General features: G+C 37.9%; 16 protein-coding genes and 1 pseudogene. 15 read left to right on the forward strand and 2 right to left on the reverse strand.

Going from position 1 to position 19,619, the window contains the following annotated elements:
- Window positions 1–12: 12 nt before the first annotated feature.
- The gene (locus QDN89_RS13565; RefSeq protein ID WP_280770688.1) at window positions 13–1,302 is read left to right on the forward strand and encodes a sensor histidine kinase; all 1,290 of its coding nucleotides are present in this window, start codon (window positions 13–15) and stop codon (window positions 1,300–1,302) included.
- Entirely contained in the window at window positions 1,302–2,201 is a 900-nt protein-coding gene (locus QDN89_RS13570; RefSeq protein ID WP_280770689.1) for a response regulator, read from the forward strand. The genes QDN89_RS13565 and QDN89_RS13570 overlap by 1 nt, the downstream gene beginning before the upstream one ends.
- A gap of 689 nt (window positions 2,202–2,890) precedes the next feature.
- Here QDN89_RS13570 and QDN89_RS22005 read toward each other — a convergent pair.
- Window positions 2,891–2,971: pseudogene (locus QDN89_RS22005) on the reverse strand (hypothetical protein); the annotation flags it as partial.
- A 196-nt stretch (window positions 2,972–3,167) separates the two neighbouring features.
- Between QDN89_RS22005 and QDN89_RS13580 the strand changes: the two are divergent.
- The 12 genes from QDN89_RS13580 to QDN89_RS13635 all read left to right on the forward strand — a co-directional run bounded on the left by QDN89_RS13580 (window position 3,168) and on the right by QDN89_RS13635 (window position 17,515).
- Window positions 3,168–4,100 carry an ArsR/SmtB family transcription factor gene (locus tag QDN89_RS13580; protein WP_280770690.1) on the forward strand — a complete coding sequence of 311 codons (933 nt, stop codon included), beginning with the start codon at window positions 3,168–3,170 and terminating at the stop codon, window positions 4,098–4,100.
- Window positions 4,101–4,235: 135 nt separating this feature from the next.
- Window positions 4,236–5,513 (forward strand): ABC transporter substrate-binding protein, encoded by a 1,278-nt coding sequence (locus QDN89_RS13585; RefSeq protein WP_280770691.1) that lies wholly within the window; start codon window positions 4,236–4,238, stop codon window positions 5,511–5,513.
- Window positions 5,514–5,576: 63 nt separating this feature from the next.
- Window positions 5,577–6,521 (forward strand): carbohydrate ABC transporter permease, encoded by a 945-nt coding sequence (locus tag QDN89_RS13590; protein WP_280770692.1) that lies wholly within the window; start codon window positions 5,577–5,579, stop codon window positions 6,519–6,521.
- A 12-nt stretch (window positions 6,522–6,533) separates the two neighbouring features.
- Window positions 6,534–7,358 carry a carbohydrate ABC transporter permease gene (locus QDN89_RS13595; protein WP_280770693.1) on the forward strand — a complete coding sequence of 275 codons (825 nt, stop codon included), beginning with the start codon at window positions 6,534–6,536 and terminating at the stop codon, window positions 7,356–7,358.
- Window positions 7,359–7,375: 17 nt separating this feature from the next.
- Window positions 7,376–10,081, forward strand: a complete 2,706-nt coding sequence (locus tag QDN89_RS13600) for a glycoside hydrolase family 2 protein (RefSeq protein WP_280770694.1) — start codon at window positions 7,376–7,378, stop codon at window positions 10,079–10,081.
- A gap of 770 nt (window positions 10,082–10,851) precedes the next feature.
- Window positions 10,852–12,711 carry a BglG family transcription antiterminator gene (locus tag QDN89_RS13605; RefSeq protein WP_280770695.1) on the forward strand — a complete coding sequence of 620 codons (1,860 nt, stop codon included), beginning with the start codon at window positions 10,852–10,854 and terminating at the stop codon, window positions 12,709–12,711.
- Window positions 12,712–12,742: 31 nt separating this feature from the next.
- Window positions 12,743–13,189, forward strand: a complete 447-nt coding sequence (locus QDN89_RS13610; protein ID WP_280770696.1) for a PTS sugar transporter subunit IIA — start codon at window positions 12,743–12,745, stop codon at window positions 13,187–13,189.
- Window positions 13,190–13,254: 65 nt separating this feature from the next.
- On the forward strand, window positions 13,255–13,530 hold the full coding sequence (locus QDN89_RS13615) for a PTS sugar transporter subunit IIB (RefSeq protein ID WP_280770697.1): 276 nt from the start codon (window positions 13,255–13,257) through the stop codon (window positions 13,528–13,530).
- A gap of 22 nt (window positions 13,531–13,552) precedes the next feature.
- Entirely contained in the window at window positions 13,553–14,818 is a 1,266-nt protein-coding gene (locus QDN89_RS13620; protein WP_280770698.1) for a PTS ascorbate transporter subunit IIC, read from the forward strand.
- A gap of 68 nt (window positions 14,819–14,886) precedes the next feature.
- Complete coding sequence (locus tag QDN89_RS13625) at window positions 14,887–15,720, forward strand: transketolase (RefSeq protein ID WP_280770699.1); 834 nt, start codon at window positions 14,887–14,889, stop codon at window positions 15,718–15,720.
- The gene (locus QDN89_RS13630) at window positions 15,717–16,673 is read left to right on the forward strand and encodes a transketolase family protein (protein ID WP_280770700.1); all 957 of its coding nucleotides are present in this window, start codon (window positions 15,717–15,719) and stop codon (window positions 16,671–16,673) included. The genes QDN89_RS13625 and QDN89_RS13630 overlap by 4 nt, the downstream gene beginning before the upstream one ends.
- On the forward strand, window positions 16,673–17,515 hold the full coding sequence (locus QDN89_RS13635; RefSeq protein WP_280770701.1) for an HAD family hydrolase: 843 nt from the start codon (window positions 16,673–16,675) through the stop codon (window positions 17,513–17,515). Before QDN89_RS13630 ends, QDN89_RS13635 begins: the two co-directional genes overlap by 1 nt.
- Before the next feature lie 80 nt (window positions 17,516–17,595).
- On the opposite strand, the gene QDN89_RS13640 is transcribed toward QDN89_RS13635, so the two are convergent.
- The gene (locus QDN89_RS13640) at window positions 17,596–17,763 is read right to left on the reverse strand and encodes a hypothetical protein (protein WP_280770702.1); all 168 of its coding nucleotides are present in this window, start codon (window positions 17,761–17,763) and stop codon (window positions 17,596–17,598) included.
- Window positions 17,764–18,503: 740 nt separating this feature from the next.
- On the opposite strand from QDN89_RS13640, the gene QDN89_RS13645 reads away from it, so the two are divergent.
- A complete protein-coding gene (locus QDN89_RS13645) occupies window positions 18,504–19,514 on the forward strand; it encodes a LacI family DNA-binding transcriptional regulator (RefSeq protein ID WP_280770703.1) in 1,011 nt (336 codons plus the stop codon).
- The last annotated feature ends 105 nt before the right edge of the window (window positions 19,515–19,619 follow it).

Genomic DNA, 19,619 nt, shown 5'->3' on the forward strand with positions numbered 1-19,619 from the left:
GTGGTGATTAAAGTGAAACGAAAAAACGTGAATATCATTCTTTTGTATATCGCTATGGTTATTTTAATTGTAGTTTCAGATGTATTTCATTTAATAGAAATGGAAACATCTTTTTTTATCACTTTGAGTGTTCCAGTCTTTTTATTGTTTTTACTATATTTTTATTCCCTCTCTCCAATACTTTCAGGGGTTGTTGTTGGGACTACATTATTTTCATCACGAACGATTATTTCGATTGTGGATCAAGTGCCCTTATCAGACGCTTTAATGCTTCACTTTCCAGTAATTGTTTTTTTCTGCATCTATGGGATATTATTTTGGCTATTCTATTTACAACGATTTTACAGTAGACCTGGTTTTATCGGCATATATGCCATCATACTTGATACAGCATCATCTTTCGCAGAGCTGGCTGTCCGAAACACTTTATCACTTACGGATCCGTCGTTCTCACTTATGGGCACCGTTATTTTTCTTGCGATTTTAAGAAGTTTTTTCGTGATGGGTTTTTTCATGCTTATCCTTTATAACAAAGAACAGACAAAGCATGAAGAAGAAAAGAAACAAAGTGATCATATGTTTTTATTAATATCTGATTTATACGCTGAGAGTGTTCAATTAAAACACTCTATCTCAAGAGCAGAAAAAATCACATCAAATCTTTATTATCTGTCAAAGCAATTAAAAGAAGAACAAGCATCACAATCATCAAAAAAAATACTTGAAATGGCTGGCGAAGTGCATGATTTCAAGAAAGATCACCAAAGAATTTTTGCTTCCCTTGCTCAAATAATCAAAGATCAAAAAAAAACTGAGCACCTGAATATTTGCGAGCTTCTTGAAATTGTCATTAAATCAAATGAATCGTATGCAGCTTATTTAGATAAACAAATAATATTCTCTGTCACAGTTGATAATAAAAATGATATGATACATTCGTTTTTGACGATGTCAGTGTTAAATAACTTAATTGGTAATTCAATCGAATCTATTCAAAAGTGGGGATCCGTTGATATTCAGATCGAGAATCCAGATAATAATGCGTTCATTCGTATCCATATTACTGATAACGGACCTGGGATTCCTTTTCATAATCAATCTCTGATTTTCTCTCCTGGTTTTACAACGAAGTTTAATGACGAAGGTAATCCGTCAAACGGTATTGGATTATCGTATATTAAACACTCATTGAATAAATACAATGGAGATATCAAACTGGTTGAGTCAATTTCCAATATTCAAACTTGTTTTTCGGTCATCATTCCTCGGAATATTGAATTTGAACAGAAGGAGGCATTTTAATGAATTATTTTATAGTTGATGATGATCCTGCTGTAAGAGGAATATTGAAACATATAATAGAAATGGAAAATGGGAATGTTGTCGGAGAAGCTGAAGATGGCAGTAATGTTTTTTCATACATGTTAAACCAGACTGAAACAGATATTCTTATTATTGATTTACTTATGCCGGAAGAAGATGGTATAGAAACCGTCAAAAGAATTAACTCTGACTACGTTGGAAAAATAGTGATGATATCACAAGTCGAAACAAAAGAAATTATTGCCGAGGCATATCAGAACAAAGTGGAGGCATATATCACTAAACCTGTTAATCGATTAGAGGTATTATCCGTTTTATCAAAAGTTTCTAAAAATCTTAAACTAGAGAGATCAATGACTCAAATAAAAAATAGCTTGGAGTGGGTTGGCAGTAATGATGAGATGGTCACAAAAAAAGATTCAATGGATGTAGATATTATTGGGAATGCTGATACCGTTCTCTCAGATCTGGGCATAAGATATGAAAAAGGTGCAGATGATCTTACCGATATCCTCCGTGCCATTAATTCCGAAAAAATATCTACTTTTTCTTCATTAAAAGAATTATGGGTATCAAGTCTTTGTATTAGTGGTCAACAAGCCAGTTCGAAGAACATCAAAGCAACTGAACAAAGGGTTCGAAGGGCTGTTATTCAAGCATTTAATCATATTTCTTCTCTTGGTGCCATGGATGTCACTCATCCAAAGTTTGATTATTATGCAATGAGATTTTTTGACCTTGATCAAGTTCAGCAACGAATTTTTGAACTGAATCATCATAGTCAGGAAAAAAAGTCACCCCAGTCTCGTTTGAATATTAAACGTTTTATTATGGCTTTTTACGATGAATGCCAACAGCAAAGAACCACTGGAAATTAACGCCGGGTTAATGGGGGGTTAATGGGGACGGTTCTTATGTGGCAAAAAGAAGCTGAAACTTTGGCTAGCCTGCTTTAGGTAAATGAAACAAATAAAAGAAAAACGAGTCAGAGTGGATATCACTGACTCGTTTTTAAAATTAATTAGGTTTAGAGATACCTCTTCTTTTAGGTTGATCAATCTAAAAAACATTTAAAAACACGAAGAAATTTCTGAACATGCATCCAAGTTAGAGGGAAATTTGGGGTCAGATCATATTTATATTAGCGTCTTTTTCGCTTTCGGTAGTCTTTGAATATCATATTTAATTCTGTAAGCTGATTAAGGTTGTTTCTAACAGTTGACGAGGTAAAGTTGGTTTTATCTTCTATTATGGTGACCAGTTGTAATTGGATAAGTAAATAGTGCACTCAAAACCTTCTCAGTAGAAGGTTTTTCAATTTTTTGGATGTTTTTGTGATAAAGCAATTGATCGAGGTTATTTAAGTGATGTTCGGTCATTTGTATCGAAGAGTCTAAGAAAAAAAGAATCAAACTCTTCAATCAGATAGCTATTTCCCAATAAAGCGGACGCTATTTGGCATAGAATAATATTTGAATTTTTCCGGTTCTAGTTTCTCGTTTAAGAAAAAGAAAGGTGACTAAATTTATTTTGCTTGAAGAAGAGACAGAGCGGTTAAGATTCTACCTCAACTTCCACTTTCGTCAAGAAAAGGATGAATAGATTCCAATTCTGCATGTTGGATGGCTGCTTTAATGAGAGGTGGGAGTGTTTCTTCAACATACGGTGTTAATAATTAAATAAATGACTCATTACTAAAGAGTACCTAAGTTTAACTTTTGCCGAATGAGAACCGTCCCCATTCCCCACCACAAAAAAATAATCTTTAACCTAATAGTGTGACAGAATTTGTTTATACCGCTATAATTATTATATAAAAACTTGTAATAAAAGGGTGGTCATTGATGAAGACACTGCAGTTGAATTTTGATAATGCACTGGAGATAACAAAAGCAATCGCAAATAAACATAGAATAGAAATTCTCAGAATCTTGAGCGAAAAGCCTCATAACGTGAATGAGCTTGCAGAAAAATTAAATCTTCCGTTTTCTACAACTGCAGCCAACGTGAAAAAGTTGGAAGACGTCCAGTTAATTTCTACTGAAATGGTTCCAGGAAGAGGATCGCAAAAAGTAAATACGATTAACTATGATCGAATTATGCTTGAATTGTTTCATAATGAAAATGGAGATAACAAAAATGAGGTAGTCATAGAAATGCCGATTGGTGAATTTGTCGACTGCCGCGTGGAACCGAGCTGTGGGATTGTAGGGGAACATGATTATATTGGGATGCAAGATGATCCTAGATCTTTTTATGAACCAGGTAGAAAAATGGCGCAACTATTGTTTTTCAGAGACGGATTTGTAGAATATCGCTTTCCTAATCGGTTGCCACATGGTACGGAGGCGACAGAGCTTGAGATTATCGCAGAACTTTGTTCCGAAGCCCCTTACCATAAAAAAGACTGGCCGTCTGATATTACGGTATGGGTGAATGGTGAAGAAGTTGGAACGTGGACCTCACCAAGTGACTTTGGTGGAGAGAGAGGTTTTAACACACCTGAATGGTGGTTAAAAAATTATACACAACATGGCATCCTAAAAAAATTCATCATAACAAAAAATGGGTGTTTTCTAGATGGGGTGAAATTAAATAGAGGAATCACAATTAATGACTTAAAAATACAAGAGTTTCCTTTTATTTCCGTTAAAATTGGAATAAAAGAGGATGCAATCAATAAAGGTGGGTTAAATTTATTTGGTGCTAAATTTGGTAATTACGACCAAGACCTGCTTATGACAATGCGTTACAAGCAACTTCCTAACAATAATTGATCAATCTATGTAACTGTCTTTTTCGAAAAGACAGTATTTTTTTATTTTTTTATTATCAAAATAGTTTGAATAAAACAATAAAACCTGTTACAATAAATTTGAGCAAGACAACATTAACTAAGGGGGTAACAAAACGTGAGAAATTATTTATTTGTATTGTTGATGTCTGTTATGGTAATCAGTTTGGCAGCGTGTGGAGCGGAAGGCGAAGAAGGAACAAGTTCGGATGAAAATGAAAGCGCTTCATCTGTTGAACTTGATTATTGGGTTCCTTTCAGCGGTGGAGATGGAGAGTATATGGAAAGTCTCGTCAATCAGTTTAATGAAGAGCATGAGGATATTGAAGTCAGTATGTTGAACATTGAATGGGATGAGTATTATACAAAGCTTAGAACGGCTATGAATTCGCAAAGTGGTCCTGATGTAGCTATTTCACATGCTTCAAGGCTAATTGAATTAGTTCCTAGCGGTAATGTGGAAGCACTGGATGGATTAGCGGAAGAAGCAGAAGTAGATTGGGGAGAATTTAGTGAAAATCAATTAGAAGCGACGATATTTGATGATCAGCATTATGCGGTTCCGTTAGATGCGCATGCGTTGATCATGTATTACAACAAAGCGCATTTAGAAGAAGCAGGGCTTCTTAATGACGATGGAGAGTATGAGTTGGACGGAGGAATAGATCAGTTTATCAATGATTTAAAAACTGTAGAAGAAACAGTATCTGACGACGATGTGTTTCCTTTTGTATCAAATACAAATGAAGTTTATCCATTTTGGATATGGTATATGTTGAACGCTCAGCAAGGTGGCAGTTATATAGATGGTGATCAAGCAGCGATGAATAGTGAGCAAGGGGTAGAAGCACTTTCAACAATGGAAATGATGGTGACAGAAGGATTATGGCCTAAGAATGTCTCGAATGCTTATGATTTATTCCGTTCAGGTAGGGCAGCATTTAACTTTGCTGGTGTTTGGGCGACTGGAAATTATGAACAAGAAGAAAGTCTTGAATTTGGAGCAAGTCCGATTCCACAACTATTTGATAACGCAAAAACGTGGGGAGATTCTCATACGTTGATTTTACCTTCTCAAGACGATGAAGAACAAAAACTTGCAGCACTTAGATTCTCAGATTGGCTAGCTGATAATGGAGCTTTTTGGGCGCAAGCAGGACATGTACCGGCTAAACCGTCCATCATAGATTCTGAAGAGTATCAAGAGCTTGAGTATCGTCCGGGATATGCGGAAGTTCTTGCAGACGTAGAATATATGCCTAATCACCCGTCACTGGGAGCCGTGAATGATGTGATGATTCAGCAGTTCTCTCAAGTGTTAAATGGTGATATGACTCCTGAAGAAGGATTAGAACAAGCGGAACAAAATGCACAAAATACAATCGATCAAAATTAATTTAATGAGGGGAAACAAATGTATTTGTTCCCCTCCTCTTTATTAGCGGGAGGTGCCTGTAAATTGTCAAAAACCGAAGGAAAGAAAAACAAAGCGTTTCCAAAGAAAAGAGAAAAAATTTCCAAGGTCAAGAAAAGAGAGAGATGGAAAATGAATATCACTGCATGGATATTTCTTTTCCCTTTTGTTTTTTTATATCTCATTTTTATGGTATATCCGATTATTGAAGGATTTATTATCAGTTTGACAACTGGTGGTTTTGGAGGTGACCGAGAGTTTATTGGGTTAAGCAATTATACAACGATGCTAACGGATGTTTATTTTTGGGAAGCGCTATGGAATACTGTGATCTTTGTGTTGATTTCTACACCTTCCATTGTTGTTCTCGGTCTTATGATGGCATTGCTAGTTAACCTCGGATTAAAAGGGACGACAATAATGAGAGCAGCGTTTTTCGTTCCATATATGCTGTCTATCTCCGTTATGACAAGTATCTTTGTTTTCATCTTCCAACCCTACACTGGTTTATTAAATGAAATTCTTCAGTCTATCGGGCTGATTGAAGGGGAAATCTTTTGGCTTGGAGAGACAGGGCTTGCGTGGTTTTCTATTTTGGTTGCGACACTATGGTGGACAGTCGGATTTAATATGGTGTTGTTTTTAGCTGGTCTTCAAGATATTTCTGATGAATGGTATGAAGCAGCGGATATGGATGGGGCCAATGCATGGCAAAAATTCTGGCATATCACACTTCCTTCGTTGCGCGGTGTTCTGACACTCGTCGTCATTTTGCAATCGGTGGCCTCTTTTAAGTTATTTGGTCAACCTTGGCTTATGACGGGAGGCGGACCAGGGACTTCGACACGTCCATTAGTGCAATATATTTATGAACTAGGTTTTAGAAACTGGAACCCAGGTTATGCTTCTGCCGTGTCTTATGTGCTGTTTCTCGTGATGATGATCTTTGCGTTTATTCAATATAAATTACTTATTAAGAAAGAAGCATAAGGGGGAATCTGTATGAAAAACAGAAAAAAAAGATCCCGTATTTTGGTATATATCGTAGCTTATGGTCTGGTAGCTTTTATGTTGATTCCAATCATTTGGATGTTCTGGGTATCTTTTAAACCTATCAATTCCGTTGTAACGGTCGTGAGTGAGTTGCTCACTCCACCTTACGGAGTGGAAAGTTATATAAGGGTGCAGGAATCTTCGATGATCTGGAGATGGACTATCAACAGTGTGTTTGTTGCTATTATTCAAACCGCAGGAACGCTCTTATTTAGTTCCCTTGCAGCGTTTGCCATTTCGAGAATCCCTTTTAAGGGAAAAACGTTTGTGTTTTTACTCATATTAGCTGGTTTGATGGTTCCAGTGGAAGCAACGGTCGTTCCGTTATTTGAAATGATTGTTAATTTAGGATGGGTAAATAGCTATCCTGCGCTGATTCTCCCAGGAATTGCCTTACCACTTGGTGTGTTGATTTTAAAACAGTTTTATGATGGCATACCAAATGAACTGATGGAAGCAGCAAAAATTGATGGTGCGAATATGTTCAGAATATGGTGGAGTATTTTTTTACCGCTTTCTCGAACTTCCATGGCGGCTCTGGCAATATTCGTATTTGTTCAATCGTGGAACAACTTCCTTTGGCCTCTTCTTGTGGCCAATGATCAAAGTATGATGACTTTGCCGGTGGCAATCCCAACTTTCCAAAGTAGCTTTACGACAGATTTAACAGTACCGATGGCTGCAAATGTTCTAGCAAGTATACCTGCATTAATATTTTTCTTAATTTTCCAAAAACAAATCATTAAAGGGGTTGCAATGACAGGTATTAAGTAAAGTATGGAGGGACAGATATGAGAAAAACAATTGACCTCAATGGGGTTTGGAAATTTAAACAAGATCCAGCGCAGTCTGGAGAAACGAACAGTTGGTTTCAGGCGCTTCCAGAAGGAATGGAAGTACAAGTACCACATATTTGGCAAAGAGAAGGGGGGGAGCTTATTCATTATACCGGGATGGCCTGGTACGAAAAAGAGTTTACTAGTGAAAAACTCGATGCAGGCAAAAAACTCTTTCTTCATTTTGGAGCAGTGGATTATGAAGCAGTCATTTGGGTGAATGGTCAATTTGCAGGAAGACATGAAGGTGGTTTTACTCCTTTTTCCTTTAATATTACGGATCAGTTAAATCATTCAGGCAAGGAGCGTATCGTCGTAAAAGTTTACGATCCTCAAGATAATGCGGAGATTCCTATCGGAAAACAAGGCAGCTGGTATACGAGAGTGAGCGGTATTTGGCAAGATGTATGGTTGGAAGAGAAGAATGAGATTTTCATAGAAAGCCTCCATGTCGCGCCTGATATAGATAAAGAGGAAGCGAAAGTTACCGTAACGTTGTCAGAAAAACCAGTTGAACCTGTGGTGATGGATATGATGTGTCTGTCATATCCAGATGATAGCAAGAAAGAAACGAGACAGCCGGTTCAAGTGTCCTTGCTCGATAAACAAACGACCTATGTCGTTTCCATGAAAGGGTCAGAAAAGTGGTCCCCTGAGCATCCTGCGTTGTATCAGATTCAAGGAGAGCTTAAAAATGGAGACCAGAAATCAGCTATTTTTGGCATGCGGCACATTTCATTTGAAGATGGAACGCTCTATCTCAATCACAAGCCATTATATATTCGTGGGGCCCTAGATCAAGCATATTATCCAGATACAATTTATGTAGCACCGTCTGATGACTATATTATCAATGAAATAGAAGAAGCGAAAAAAATGGGTTTAAATATGCTCAGAAAACATATCAAAATTGAAATACCTAGATATCTTTATTGGGCAGATCGCATGGGGATGTTAATATGGGCGGAACCTCCCAATTATATTAAATGGACGAAGCAAGGGAGGAAACGTTTTGAAAAAGAGTTAGAAGCGATGATCGAAAGGGATTATAATCATCCTTCTATTATTATTTGGTCTTTGTATAACGAGGAATGGGGACTTGAATGGACCCTTTCTAAAGACAAAGATAAACAGATACACGTGGAGGAATTGTACGAACGAATTAAAAAAATCGATCCCACTCGTTTGATTTGTGATAATTCAGGATGGGTCCATGTGAAGACAGATATAAATGACTACCACCGTTATTTCACGTTGCCGGAGCAAAAAAGCGAATGGGAAAAAGATTTGGATACATTTATTGTTGGAAATAAGGAAGCAAATTTTGTTCATGGATATGAGTCAAGAAAGGAACCGGTCATCGTTTCTGAATTTGGTATGTGGGGGCTTCCGAGTGTCGATAATTTAATCGAACATTACGAGGCAGAACCATGGTGGTTTCTAAATCAAGGAGATGAAACTCATAACGAAGATTATAAATCTCCCAAAACGGCAGAGCTAAATTTCCAGAAGTTTGGCTTGGATAAAATCTTCGGTGATTTCGAGGAGCTTGCTAAAACGTCGCGGAGTAGAATGTTCCGTGGAGTAAAATCATTAATACAAGAAATGAGAAAACGAGAAGAGTTAACAGGTTATGTTGTGACGGAATTTACAGATGTAGAGTGGGAAACAAACGGGTGGCTGGATTATTTACGTGAGCCGAAATTTTCATCAGAAGAGATGCTGACATTTAACGGAGAAGTGGCTGTGATCGCAGATATCTCAAATAGAAATGCCATGTGCGGAGATTCTGTTACAATCGATATTACGATATCGAACCATAGTAACCGGAAGCTGAAAGGAGAACTTTATTGGGAAATTTCAGATACTCCATTAAAAGGTTCTGTGTCTGTTGACTTCAGCGAGGCGCCAGTCGTTAAGCTAGATAAGGCTATCCGTTTTACGGTTCCAGAGGTGATCCAGCCTGAATTAAAAGAAATGCGTATCCGGTTATCGGAAGAAGTGGGGAATACGTGGTACGTGACAGAAGAAATGATGTTTGCCCCAACAGTGGATCATTTTAACTATCGTTTTTGGCCAGTAGCCTTGTCTAAAGAGACTGTTGAGGTCTTGGAACAATCGGGAGCAGTAGCGACTGATTCGATCGATGAAGCGGATGTTGTTTTGGCAGCCGAATGGACTGCGGAAGTGGCAAAAGGAGCAAAAGAAGGGAAGATGGTTCTGTTTTTCGCAGAAAACGGAGATGAGATCGAAGAGAAGGGATTTTACTCGTTTAAAAAATTACCTCCTGCAGAAAGCTGGCAGCGTACCTCTTCCATGCAGGCTATAAATACGACCTTTTTTGACGACCTACCTCTAAGAAAAGAGATGGGCTGGGAGATGGAAGGGATCTATCCTGATTATATTGTTCCATTTTCTGATTATAGTAAAGAAGGTGGTAGAACTGTTTACTTGTTTGGAAATAGTCAATACGCTGAAAATAGTGATATTCTTGGCGTTTATTTCGAAGGCTGGATCGGTCAAGTTGGCGGATCATTTCTACGGCAGCTTCACGGTAAAGGAACAGTATATGTAACAACTTGGAAACTTCTTCAAACATTGAAAACAAACCCTATATCACAGCACATTATCCAACGGCTAGTTCGTAAAGAAGTGGAATAGTGGAGAGTGGTGGTTGTGGTGAATGAGTGGTGAATGTGGTGAATGGGGACGGTTCTTATGCGGCAAAGGTGGTGAATGGGGACGGTTCTTATGCGGCAAAAGAGCTCTCACTTATAATATGAAAGAAGCGCAAACTAACTGAAAAGCGTTAGTTTGCGCTTCTTTTGTTCTTTTGAAGTTGGATAACACATTGTTTTTGCTGGCACCATTCGGTTTTTATAGGAAAATAATTCAAGAGTTAACTGGGAGATGTGTTGGCATGCGTATAAAGAAAGAAGTATAAACCTTTCGGAATGAGTTAGCTTTCTGAAGGTTTTTGGGATTTTTTTCGTTTTTATGAGCACTTTAATAGTATATGGGGCATTAATTTTTAGTTCGTCGAATTCATCGAATCGACTGCTATATTGTTTTATAGCACTACTATTTCTCCTGAATTACTCTAATGAAATTCTTTCAAAGACGCAAGGCCATAGGTAAGGTCTAATGGAAGTCATCCATTGTTTATGACCTCGAATGTTCAAGATTTTATTATGATTGATTTTCAATTAACCACCTAAATTGAACTTAACAGCCGACTTTTGCCGCGCGAGAACCGTCCCTGTTCCTCCTCCCCGTTCCTCCTTTTGCCGAACGAGAACCGTCCCCGTTACCCACTCGCCCTTTACGATTATTTAAGTTCAAACAATTCTGAAAAGATACGTAATGTAAGCGCATTCAAAAATCTCTTGGATAGGTTTATAATCAATTTAACAAGAAGGGAGGTGAATGTAATGAACAGTCGAAAAAGGCAGTTAGTTCAAATGATTTTGGATGGTAGAACTCAATTTAAAATAAAAGATTTTGAAGATATGTTCGATGTAGGTGAAAGAACAATACGATACGACGTGGAAAATATTTCGTGTTGGTTGAAGGAGTTTGATGTTTTATTAGAACATCAATCGGGACGAGGGTTATGGCATCTGAAGGAGTATCCAGATTCTGAGAAAATAAAACAGATTTATGACTCTCTTAATTTCTTTGGAAGATCTATTTCTATCAAAGATCGTTTATTGCTCATTGTTCATGAACTTATCATTAATCAAAGTTGGCAACCTTTGAGGCAACTAGCGGAAGAGTTAGATGTGAGCAAGGGAACGGTGTTACAGCAAATGGAAGACGTAGAGAGTTGGTTGAAGCCTTTTCATCTCAAGCTAGATAGAGGTAGAAAAGGATTTAAAGTAAATGGAAAAGAGCGAAATAAGCGTTTTGCATTATTAACCGTCATGGCAAAATTAGAGAACTCATGGGATACAATAAACCCTATTCCTCAATTAAACTGGTCTCATTTGTCGATGAAGGATATGGATCAAATTTTCAAAACAAGTACAGCATTGATGGAGGCAAAAGAGACCGTTCCTTCTTTCTTTAGAGTGTGGGCACTCCACTTAGAAAGATATCGTTCAGGAAAATTTCTTACTAAAACGAACTTTAGAGAGGTAGAACCGGAAACTTGGTTTTACGAATTGTGGAAAGAGTTAACGAGCAGTTTTGATATTCCGATGTTGGAGGAAGAAGTAGAGTTCGCGTATATCTATTTGAAGGCCATTGGAGGAATTCCTCATGATGATAAGGATAACTATAACAAGGACCTCACGTATAAGACTTTTATAAAAGAGGTCGTTAATCGAATAGGCTTAAAAGGTTTGAATGAAAGTCAAATGAATGACATGTACCGAGAGTGGAGCCAATTTCAATGGGCAAGCAAGTACAATACCGTTTTTCTTCATCCTTTAAAAGAAGATATAGAAGGCCAATACCCCTTTATTGTCAGTCATATTTGGGAGACATTATTAGATCATCAAATGAACACAAGAAATCTATTAATGGATGATGTTATCTCAATGTCGATCAGCATGGCAACGATCTATGAAGAGTCGTCTTTTGAGAATCAACGTTATCAAGTATGGGTTTTGTGTCCGCGTGGGATTGCTACTAGTCGATTATTAACGTCGACATTGAAAAAGCATTTTCCACAAATAGAAGTGAAGAAAACGCTATCCATTTCTGAACTAAACCAACAGGATGACTGGGGGAAGCCTGACTTTATTATTTCTTCCGTTTCATTACATGATAGTCCTTATCCCTATGTCACTGTCAAACCAGTCATAACGAAGGAAGAATTAAAGAAAATCAAGTCTTTTATGACGAACTTAGAAGATCAGCAAAGTTTTGAAGTGAAAAATGGAACAGATCCATCGATACACGCGTTAATACCAAAAGAAAGAATGACGAAGTATGAAGAAGAACCGTTTCGTTTGGAAGGTGTCATTGATTTAGGCGTTGCCTTGTTGGAAAACGAGGGTTTTGTGAGTAGTGGGTTTAAAGAAGATATGAAAAGAACGGTGTTTTCTGATAAGTATATCTATGAAGTGGTTCCAGGACTATTATTTTTACACACGGACTCTGAGAATGTGTTGAAACCGGGTTTTAGTTTGGTTCAATTAAACAAACCATACATTGTGGAGGGGAAACTTCATTCTGTAGCGGTACTGTTTATGGCGACGCCGGATAAAAAGGCTCATCTTCCTCAACTACAATATTTGCATCAAGTACTGATGAATGAAGACCCACTGAAAGACATTTTAAATTAATCAAAGTTAACTACATCAACGAGGTGAGGACATGGAAGAAATGAAGGTAGACAAACGATATATCCAGTGGGAAAAACGAGCTGATAACTGGATGGATGCGATCAGAATAAGTGCTCAACCCCTTTTACAAGAACAGAAAATAACAACGAATTATGTGGAGGCGATGATCACTAATATTCAAGAATTAGGTCCTTATATTTTGATTGCACCTAATGTGGCTCTTCCACATGCACGTCCAGAACAAGGCGTAAATGAGATTGGTTTATCCGTAACCGTGTTTCAGGAAATGGTATTTTTTGATAAAGCTGAAGCGGAGAAACCTTCCGAGGCAAAAATATTTATTTGTTTAGCGGCAAAAGACTCGGAATCGCATTTGAATTTATTAAAGGAAATATCCTCTTTGATTGAAAATGAAGAGATGATTACTCGGATGATGAATACAAATTCTGAAGAAGAATTACATGAAATTTTTGAATAATAGTAGTCATATTGAAAGAAAATAATAGGAGTCACAATGAAAGAAAATAATAGGAGGAAATTAAAATGAAAATATTAGCAGTGTGTGGAATGGGATTTGGGTCTAGTTTAATGCTGAAAATGACAGCAGATCGGGTTATTCAGAAAAAAGGGATTAATGCGGAAGTAGAAGCGACAGATATCGGAACAGCAGAAAGTGTTCAGGCAGATCTGATTTTAACGAATAACGAATTTGCCTCCCAATTAGAAGGCGGAAAATCAGCTGTCAAAGCGATCATGAATATGGCGAGTGAAGAAGAAGTAGGAAAAGCAATCGACGAATTTTTGGAAAATAACAAATAATTAAAATGGAGAGTGAGTAATCATGGGATTTTTCGAATTTCTAATGAATGAGATTCTAAGTTTACCCGAAGTGCTTGTCGGTTTAATCGTTATGATTGGTTTAATTTTACAAAGAGCAAAGTTTGCTAAAATTTTCTCTGGAACAGCGAAAAGTATTATAGGGTTTATCATTCTTGGAGCTGGAGCGGGTGTCATCATAGGATCTCTTGATTCTTTAGGAGGAATTATTCAAGATAGATTTAACATTCAAGGTGTTATTCCAAATAATGAAGCCATTGTAGCTTTGGCTCAACAAACTCTTGGAACAGAGACCGCTTTAATTATGGGTTTTGGTTTTATAGCTAATATTTTAATTGCAAGGTTTACTCCATTAAAATATATCTTTTTAACTGGGCATCATACATTTTTTATGGCTGCTTTATTATCGGCAGTACTTGGAACGGCTGGTATTACAGGATTTCCATTAGTTATTGTTGGTTCCCTTATTCTTGGTTTTGTCATGGTTCTTATGCCAGCACTTGCTCAACCATTTATGAGAAAAGTAACAGGTGGAAATGATATTGCGATTGGGCACTTCGGAACAGTTGGTTATATTACAGCCGGGTTAGTCGGTAAAGCGGTTGGTAATGAAAAGAAGAGCACAGAGGACATTAAAGTTCCTGAACATTTATCATTTCTAAGAGATTCTTTACTTTCTACGGCTCTTACGATGGTAACAATGTTCTTAATTCTTGTATTAGTAGCTGGACCAGATGTAGTCTCCACTTATGCGGGAGATCAAAACTTCATCATGTTCGGTATCATGCAAGGGATCACATTTGCGGCTGGCTTTAGTATCATTATGGCTGGTGTTCGAATGATCCTTACAGAAATTGTCCCTGCATTTAGAGGGATCGCTGAGAAATTAGTTCCAGGTGCAAAACCAGCGCTTGATGTTCCAATTATTTTCCCTTATGCGCCTACCGCTGTCATTATTGGATTTTTGTTTAGTTTCCTTGGAGGATTAATCAGCATGTTTTTCTTAGGGATTTTCTCTTTAGCCCTCATTATTCCTGGCCTTGTTCCTCACTTTTTCACAGGAGCTGGAGCTGGAGTATTTGGTAATGCTACGGGAGGTAAAGTAGGAGCGGCAGCAGGCGGATTTGCCAACGGTGTCCTCATCAGTTTCATTCCAGCGTTGTTACTTCCGGTATTAGGAGGTTTAGGGTTTGAAAATACAACCTTTGGCGATTCGGACTTCGGAGTAATAGGGATATTGATCGGTCTTTTAGCTAACTTATTTAGCTAACCAGAGGGACGGTTCCTGCGGTCAACCAAAAGAACCGTCCTCTCGGTCACCCGCGAGGAGGAGTATTGATGGAGGACGTTCAAACAAAGGCAACAGAAATTAGAAAAGGAATTATAACGACTGTCTTTAAGCAAAAACAAGGGCATATCGGTGGGCCATTATCTGCCGCCGATATGCTGGCTGTTCTCTATTTTCATACGATGAATGTGAAAGCTGATCATCCATATTGGGAAAATAGAGATCGATTTGTGTTATCAAAAGGACATTCCGGTATCGCGCTCTACGTCGCCTTAGCCTTGAAAGGATATTTCCCTTATGAGGAATTATTCACTTTTGATGATTTGCACTCACGCCTCCAAGCTCATCCTGATATGACGAAGTTACCTGGTATCGATATGTCGACAGGATCTTTAGGACAAGGGATCTCCGCAGGGGTTGGGATGGCAGTAGCTGCCAAATTGCAAGAAAAAGAGTATAGCACCTATGTCATGATTGGTGATGGTGAATCTCAAGAAGGACAGGTATGGGAGGCGGCAGCTATTGCCTCACGTTACAAATTAAATAACCTTGTCGTGATGATTGATAATAATCGGTTACAGCAATATGGTTGGAAACAAGATGATATTTCTCACCGGCAAGCTCCTGAGCTATGCCATGCAGAAAAGTGGAAAGCTTTTGGATGGAAAGTGTTGACGATAGATGGTCATAATCTGGACGAAATAGCAACTGCTCTTAAAGAAGTGAAAAACACTGAAAATAACCAGCCAATCGCTATTATTGCAAATACGATAAAAGGAAAAGGTGTTAGCTTTATGGAAGGGAACTTTCAATGGCATTCTAAAGTACCGACGGAAGCTGAGTATCATCAAGCTATCAGCGAACTTGAGGAGGGATTGTCATGACTGTTTCTACAAAAAGTATGAGAGATGTTTTTGGTAAGGAGCTAGCGAAGATGTCACTGGAAGATCAACGAGTGGTCGCGCTAGATGGAGATTTAGGTAATTCCACAAGACTTGCATTGGTTGAAAAAGAGAATCCATCGTCTTTTTTACAAATGGGAATTGCAGAACAAAATCTTGTTGGAGTATCTGCAGGATTAGCGACATGTGGAATGATTCCATGGGCATGTAGTTTTACTGCGTTTATTACTAGAAGAGCCTTTGATCAATTGGTAGTCAGTGTAGATCAACCTAAATTAAATGTAAAACTCGTAGGATCCTATAGTGGGTTACTTACAAGTAATACAGGGAAAACGCATCATTCATTTGAAGACATCGCACTAATGACTTCTCTGCCTAACATGCTCGTTTTCTCACCAGGGGATGCGAAAGAAGTTCAACGTATCATGAAGGCGATGAATCAGTATGATGGCCCGGCATATTTAAGGTTATCTAGAGATGAGGGGGTCGATTTTCTAGATGAATCAGACGAAGAGTTCGTGATTGGAAAAGCGAAATGGTTGAAACGTGGAGAGAACAGAGATAGAGTCGCTTGTTTATCAACTGGGGCTATGAGCCCAAGGGTGAAAAGAGCATTGGAGCGTTTGGAAGCAGAAGGGATTTTGATTACTCATGTTCACTTTCCGACGTTAAAACCACTAGATGAAAGAACGATAATAGATTTGGCCCATAATCACAAACATCTGATTACGATAGAGGAACACTATGTACGACATGGCTTTGGTAGTTTAGTGAACGAAGTGACTTCCTCCAAACGACCAGTTAAAACAACTCGAATAGGCATTCAAAATGAGTACAGTGAATGTGGGAAAAATGAAGAACTATTAGACATGCATGGTTTGAGTCCGGAAAAATTAGCTGCAAAAATCAAAGATATAGTTGAAGGTGAACGATGATGGTAAAAGCAATTGCTCTCGATATGGACGGCACACTGTTGAATGATAACCATCAAATCAGTCATGAATTGGTTGATTTATTAGCGGGATATCGTCAACAGGGTATCCGTCTATTTTTAGCAACAGGAAGAACGTTGAAAGAAGTGAAAGATGTCCTTCCGGATGAAGTAAAAGTGGATGGCATTGTTGGCGGAAATGGGATGGTCGTTGAAGCGGAGGGTGAGATCCTCGTTGAAAATGAAGTAGAAAGGGATCTTGTCGATGAAGTAATTAAGCGATCCAGAAGTCATGGTCTTTACTATGAAATTCATCCGTTCCAAGGGCATCGCTTTGTGTTTGAAGAAGATAAAGCTAGCTTAGTGAATGAAGTAACCTATACCGAAGGATTAACGGTGGAAGAACATGAGTGGAAATCTAGAACTGCCGCAGTGAAGTCGGAGATAAGTTGGGTTGAACAATATCCTGAGTCAAAAATCATTAAAGTCTATTTTTTCAGTAAAGATCTTGAAAAAATGAAAAAATGGATAGGTGAGCTTTATCAATTAAAAGACACATACCCATTCTCAACCTCTTCTTCATCGAACAATAATGTTGAGGTAATGGCGTTGGGAATTAATAAAGCGACTGGTGTCAAAAAACTATTAAACTATTTTTCTGTTGATCACTCACAGTTATTAGCTGTCGGTGACGCGAACAATGATCTACCACTTCTTCATTTCGCAGGAAAGTCTGCCGTTATGAAGAATGGAAGTGAGGAAGTGAAACAGGAAATTCAAGAAGTCACAGACAACACAAACGAAGAGAATGGCCTTTACCACTATTTGAAAAAATCTGTTTGGTAAATGAGTGGTGGGTGAATGAATGGTGAATGGGGACGGTTCTCATGCGGCATTGAGTGGTGCGCGAGAACCGTCCCCACTTATCACTTTATACTTTCTTTTTTATCAAATAAGTAGTTGATGGCAAATGCCCCTATAAAGAAAGACAATATAACAAGGAGATAAAAGTAAATGTTTCTTTCCATTCCCAATACATACTCAGGAATAATAACTAATAGAGCTGCCCAAGCCGTTATTGTTAGTACTTTCATTATATTCGCCCCTCATTAATGATCCGTTTAGCTAATATGTATTCTCATTATACAGCATGTAGCCAAGTATAACTAATGTGTTGAGTGAGGGAATTGGGGGCTTATGTGGCATTGAGTGAAACGTGAGAGCCGTCCCCACGCATCACCCGCGCATCAATAAGAAAAGAGTCCGTAGATTGATTTCTCTTTTCTTGGTAGGGTATTCTCTTTTTTGTATGATCTACCAAAACCTCTTTAATTGACCCAGCCTATTTTTTCTGAAAATCCGCTTACTTTCTTGGTCTTGTAAAAGTTTGATTCCCACAAACTCCAAAGGTGTCCAGATCCGTTTAAGATTATAGTATGGCATATGTGAAATTCCCCTCTATCGAATAGTAATTGAAACTACATTTTATTATACAAGAGACTTTTTGCTAAAAGATAGGATTATTTTTCGGGACTTTTGTATATAAAACGTGTTTTTTCGACAAAGGCATTGAAAAGTAGGAATATAGTTTGGAATTATATGCGCTATGGAAAGTTTTCATTGAATTAAATTGAGGAGGGGAAATAACTAGTTTTTTAAGAGGGGAAAATTTTAAAATAGTTCGGGTAGATAATATACCTGAACGTTGGGAGAGAGTCGAAGGCTGTAAGACAATTGATTTATTTGTTGAACAATTCAGAAAAAAAGCATTGACAATGATTTTAAGGACAAGGTATACTTTACGAAAGCGCTTCCGAAATAGGTGAGGGAAAAAATGCCAACTATTTATGATATTGCGAAAAAGACTGGATTTTCAATCACGACGGTTTCTAGAGCATTAAATAACTATACAGATGTAAGTCAAAAGACAAAGAAATTAATATTGGAAGCCGTTCAGGAGATGGATTATTATCCTAACTCCGTGGCTCGAACGTTAACGACGAAAAAGTCTTGGGCTTTAGGGATTATATTTGTAGAAGATCTCGGAGTCGGATTCAAACACCCCTTTTTCAACTCAGTTATTGAGGGATTTAAGAAAAGTGCTGAGCAGTGCGGGTATGATTTAATTTTCTTGACTCGAAATGTTGGTGGAGTTCAAAAGAGTTACCTCGACCATGCTTATCACCGAGGGGTGGATGGAATTGCCGTTGTTAGTTCTAACTATGATGATGTGGAGATAGAGAAAATCATGGAATCCTCTCTTCCAAATGTCGTGATAGATTTATATAGTTCTAAATCAAGTGTTGTTTATAGTGACAATTTTCATGGCAGTGAGTTGGCGATTGATTATTTGTATTCATTAGGACACCGAAAAATTGCCCATATCGCAGGGCATGAGAAAACATTTGTTGGATTGGAAAGACTTAGAGGCTTCATAAGTGCGATGGAACAACATAAGTTAGATATTCCTGAATCATACATTACTGATGGAGGTCTTTTCTCTACTGAAAGTGGATATAATGCGATGAAAGCATTGCTCCAATTAGATGATCGACCGACGGCTATTTACGCAGCGGGTGACAACATGGCCTTCGGCGCAATGAAAGCGATTACGGAAGCTGGTTTGAAAGTACCTGATGACTTTTCCGTTATTGGTTTTGATGATATTGAACTAGCAGAACATACTTCCCCAGCATTGACTACCATTCGGCAAGATATGGATAGAATTGGAGAGAAAGCAGCGGAAGTTCTTTTGAAACAAATAAATACAAAAGTGAAAGAAGTTTCAGTATCTACCATTCCAGTAACATTGGTTGAAAGAGATTCAACTAGAAGCATTAATTAGGAAGATGTGAACTTTTATTCTAGTGAGTGATACGTTGACATGAGTTTTAAAAAGTAGGTGTATTTTCTCATCTACTTCAAATTATCTGCCAATTCGAAAGCGCTT

It is taken from the genome of Salipaludibacillus daqingensis (genome assembly GCF_029891575.1).
GTDB lineage: Bacteria > Bacillota > Bacilli > Bacillales > Salisediminibacteriaceae > Salipaludibacillus > Salipaludibacillus daqingensis.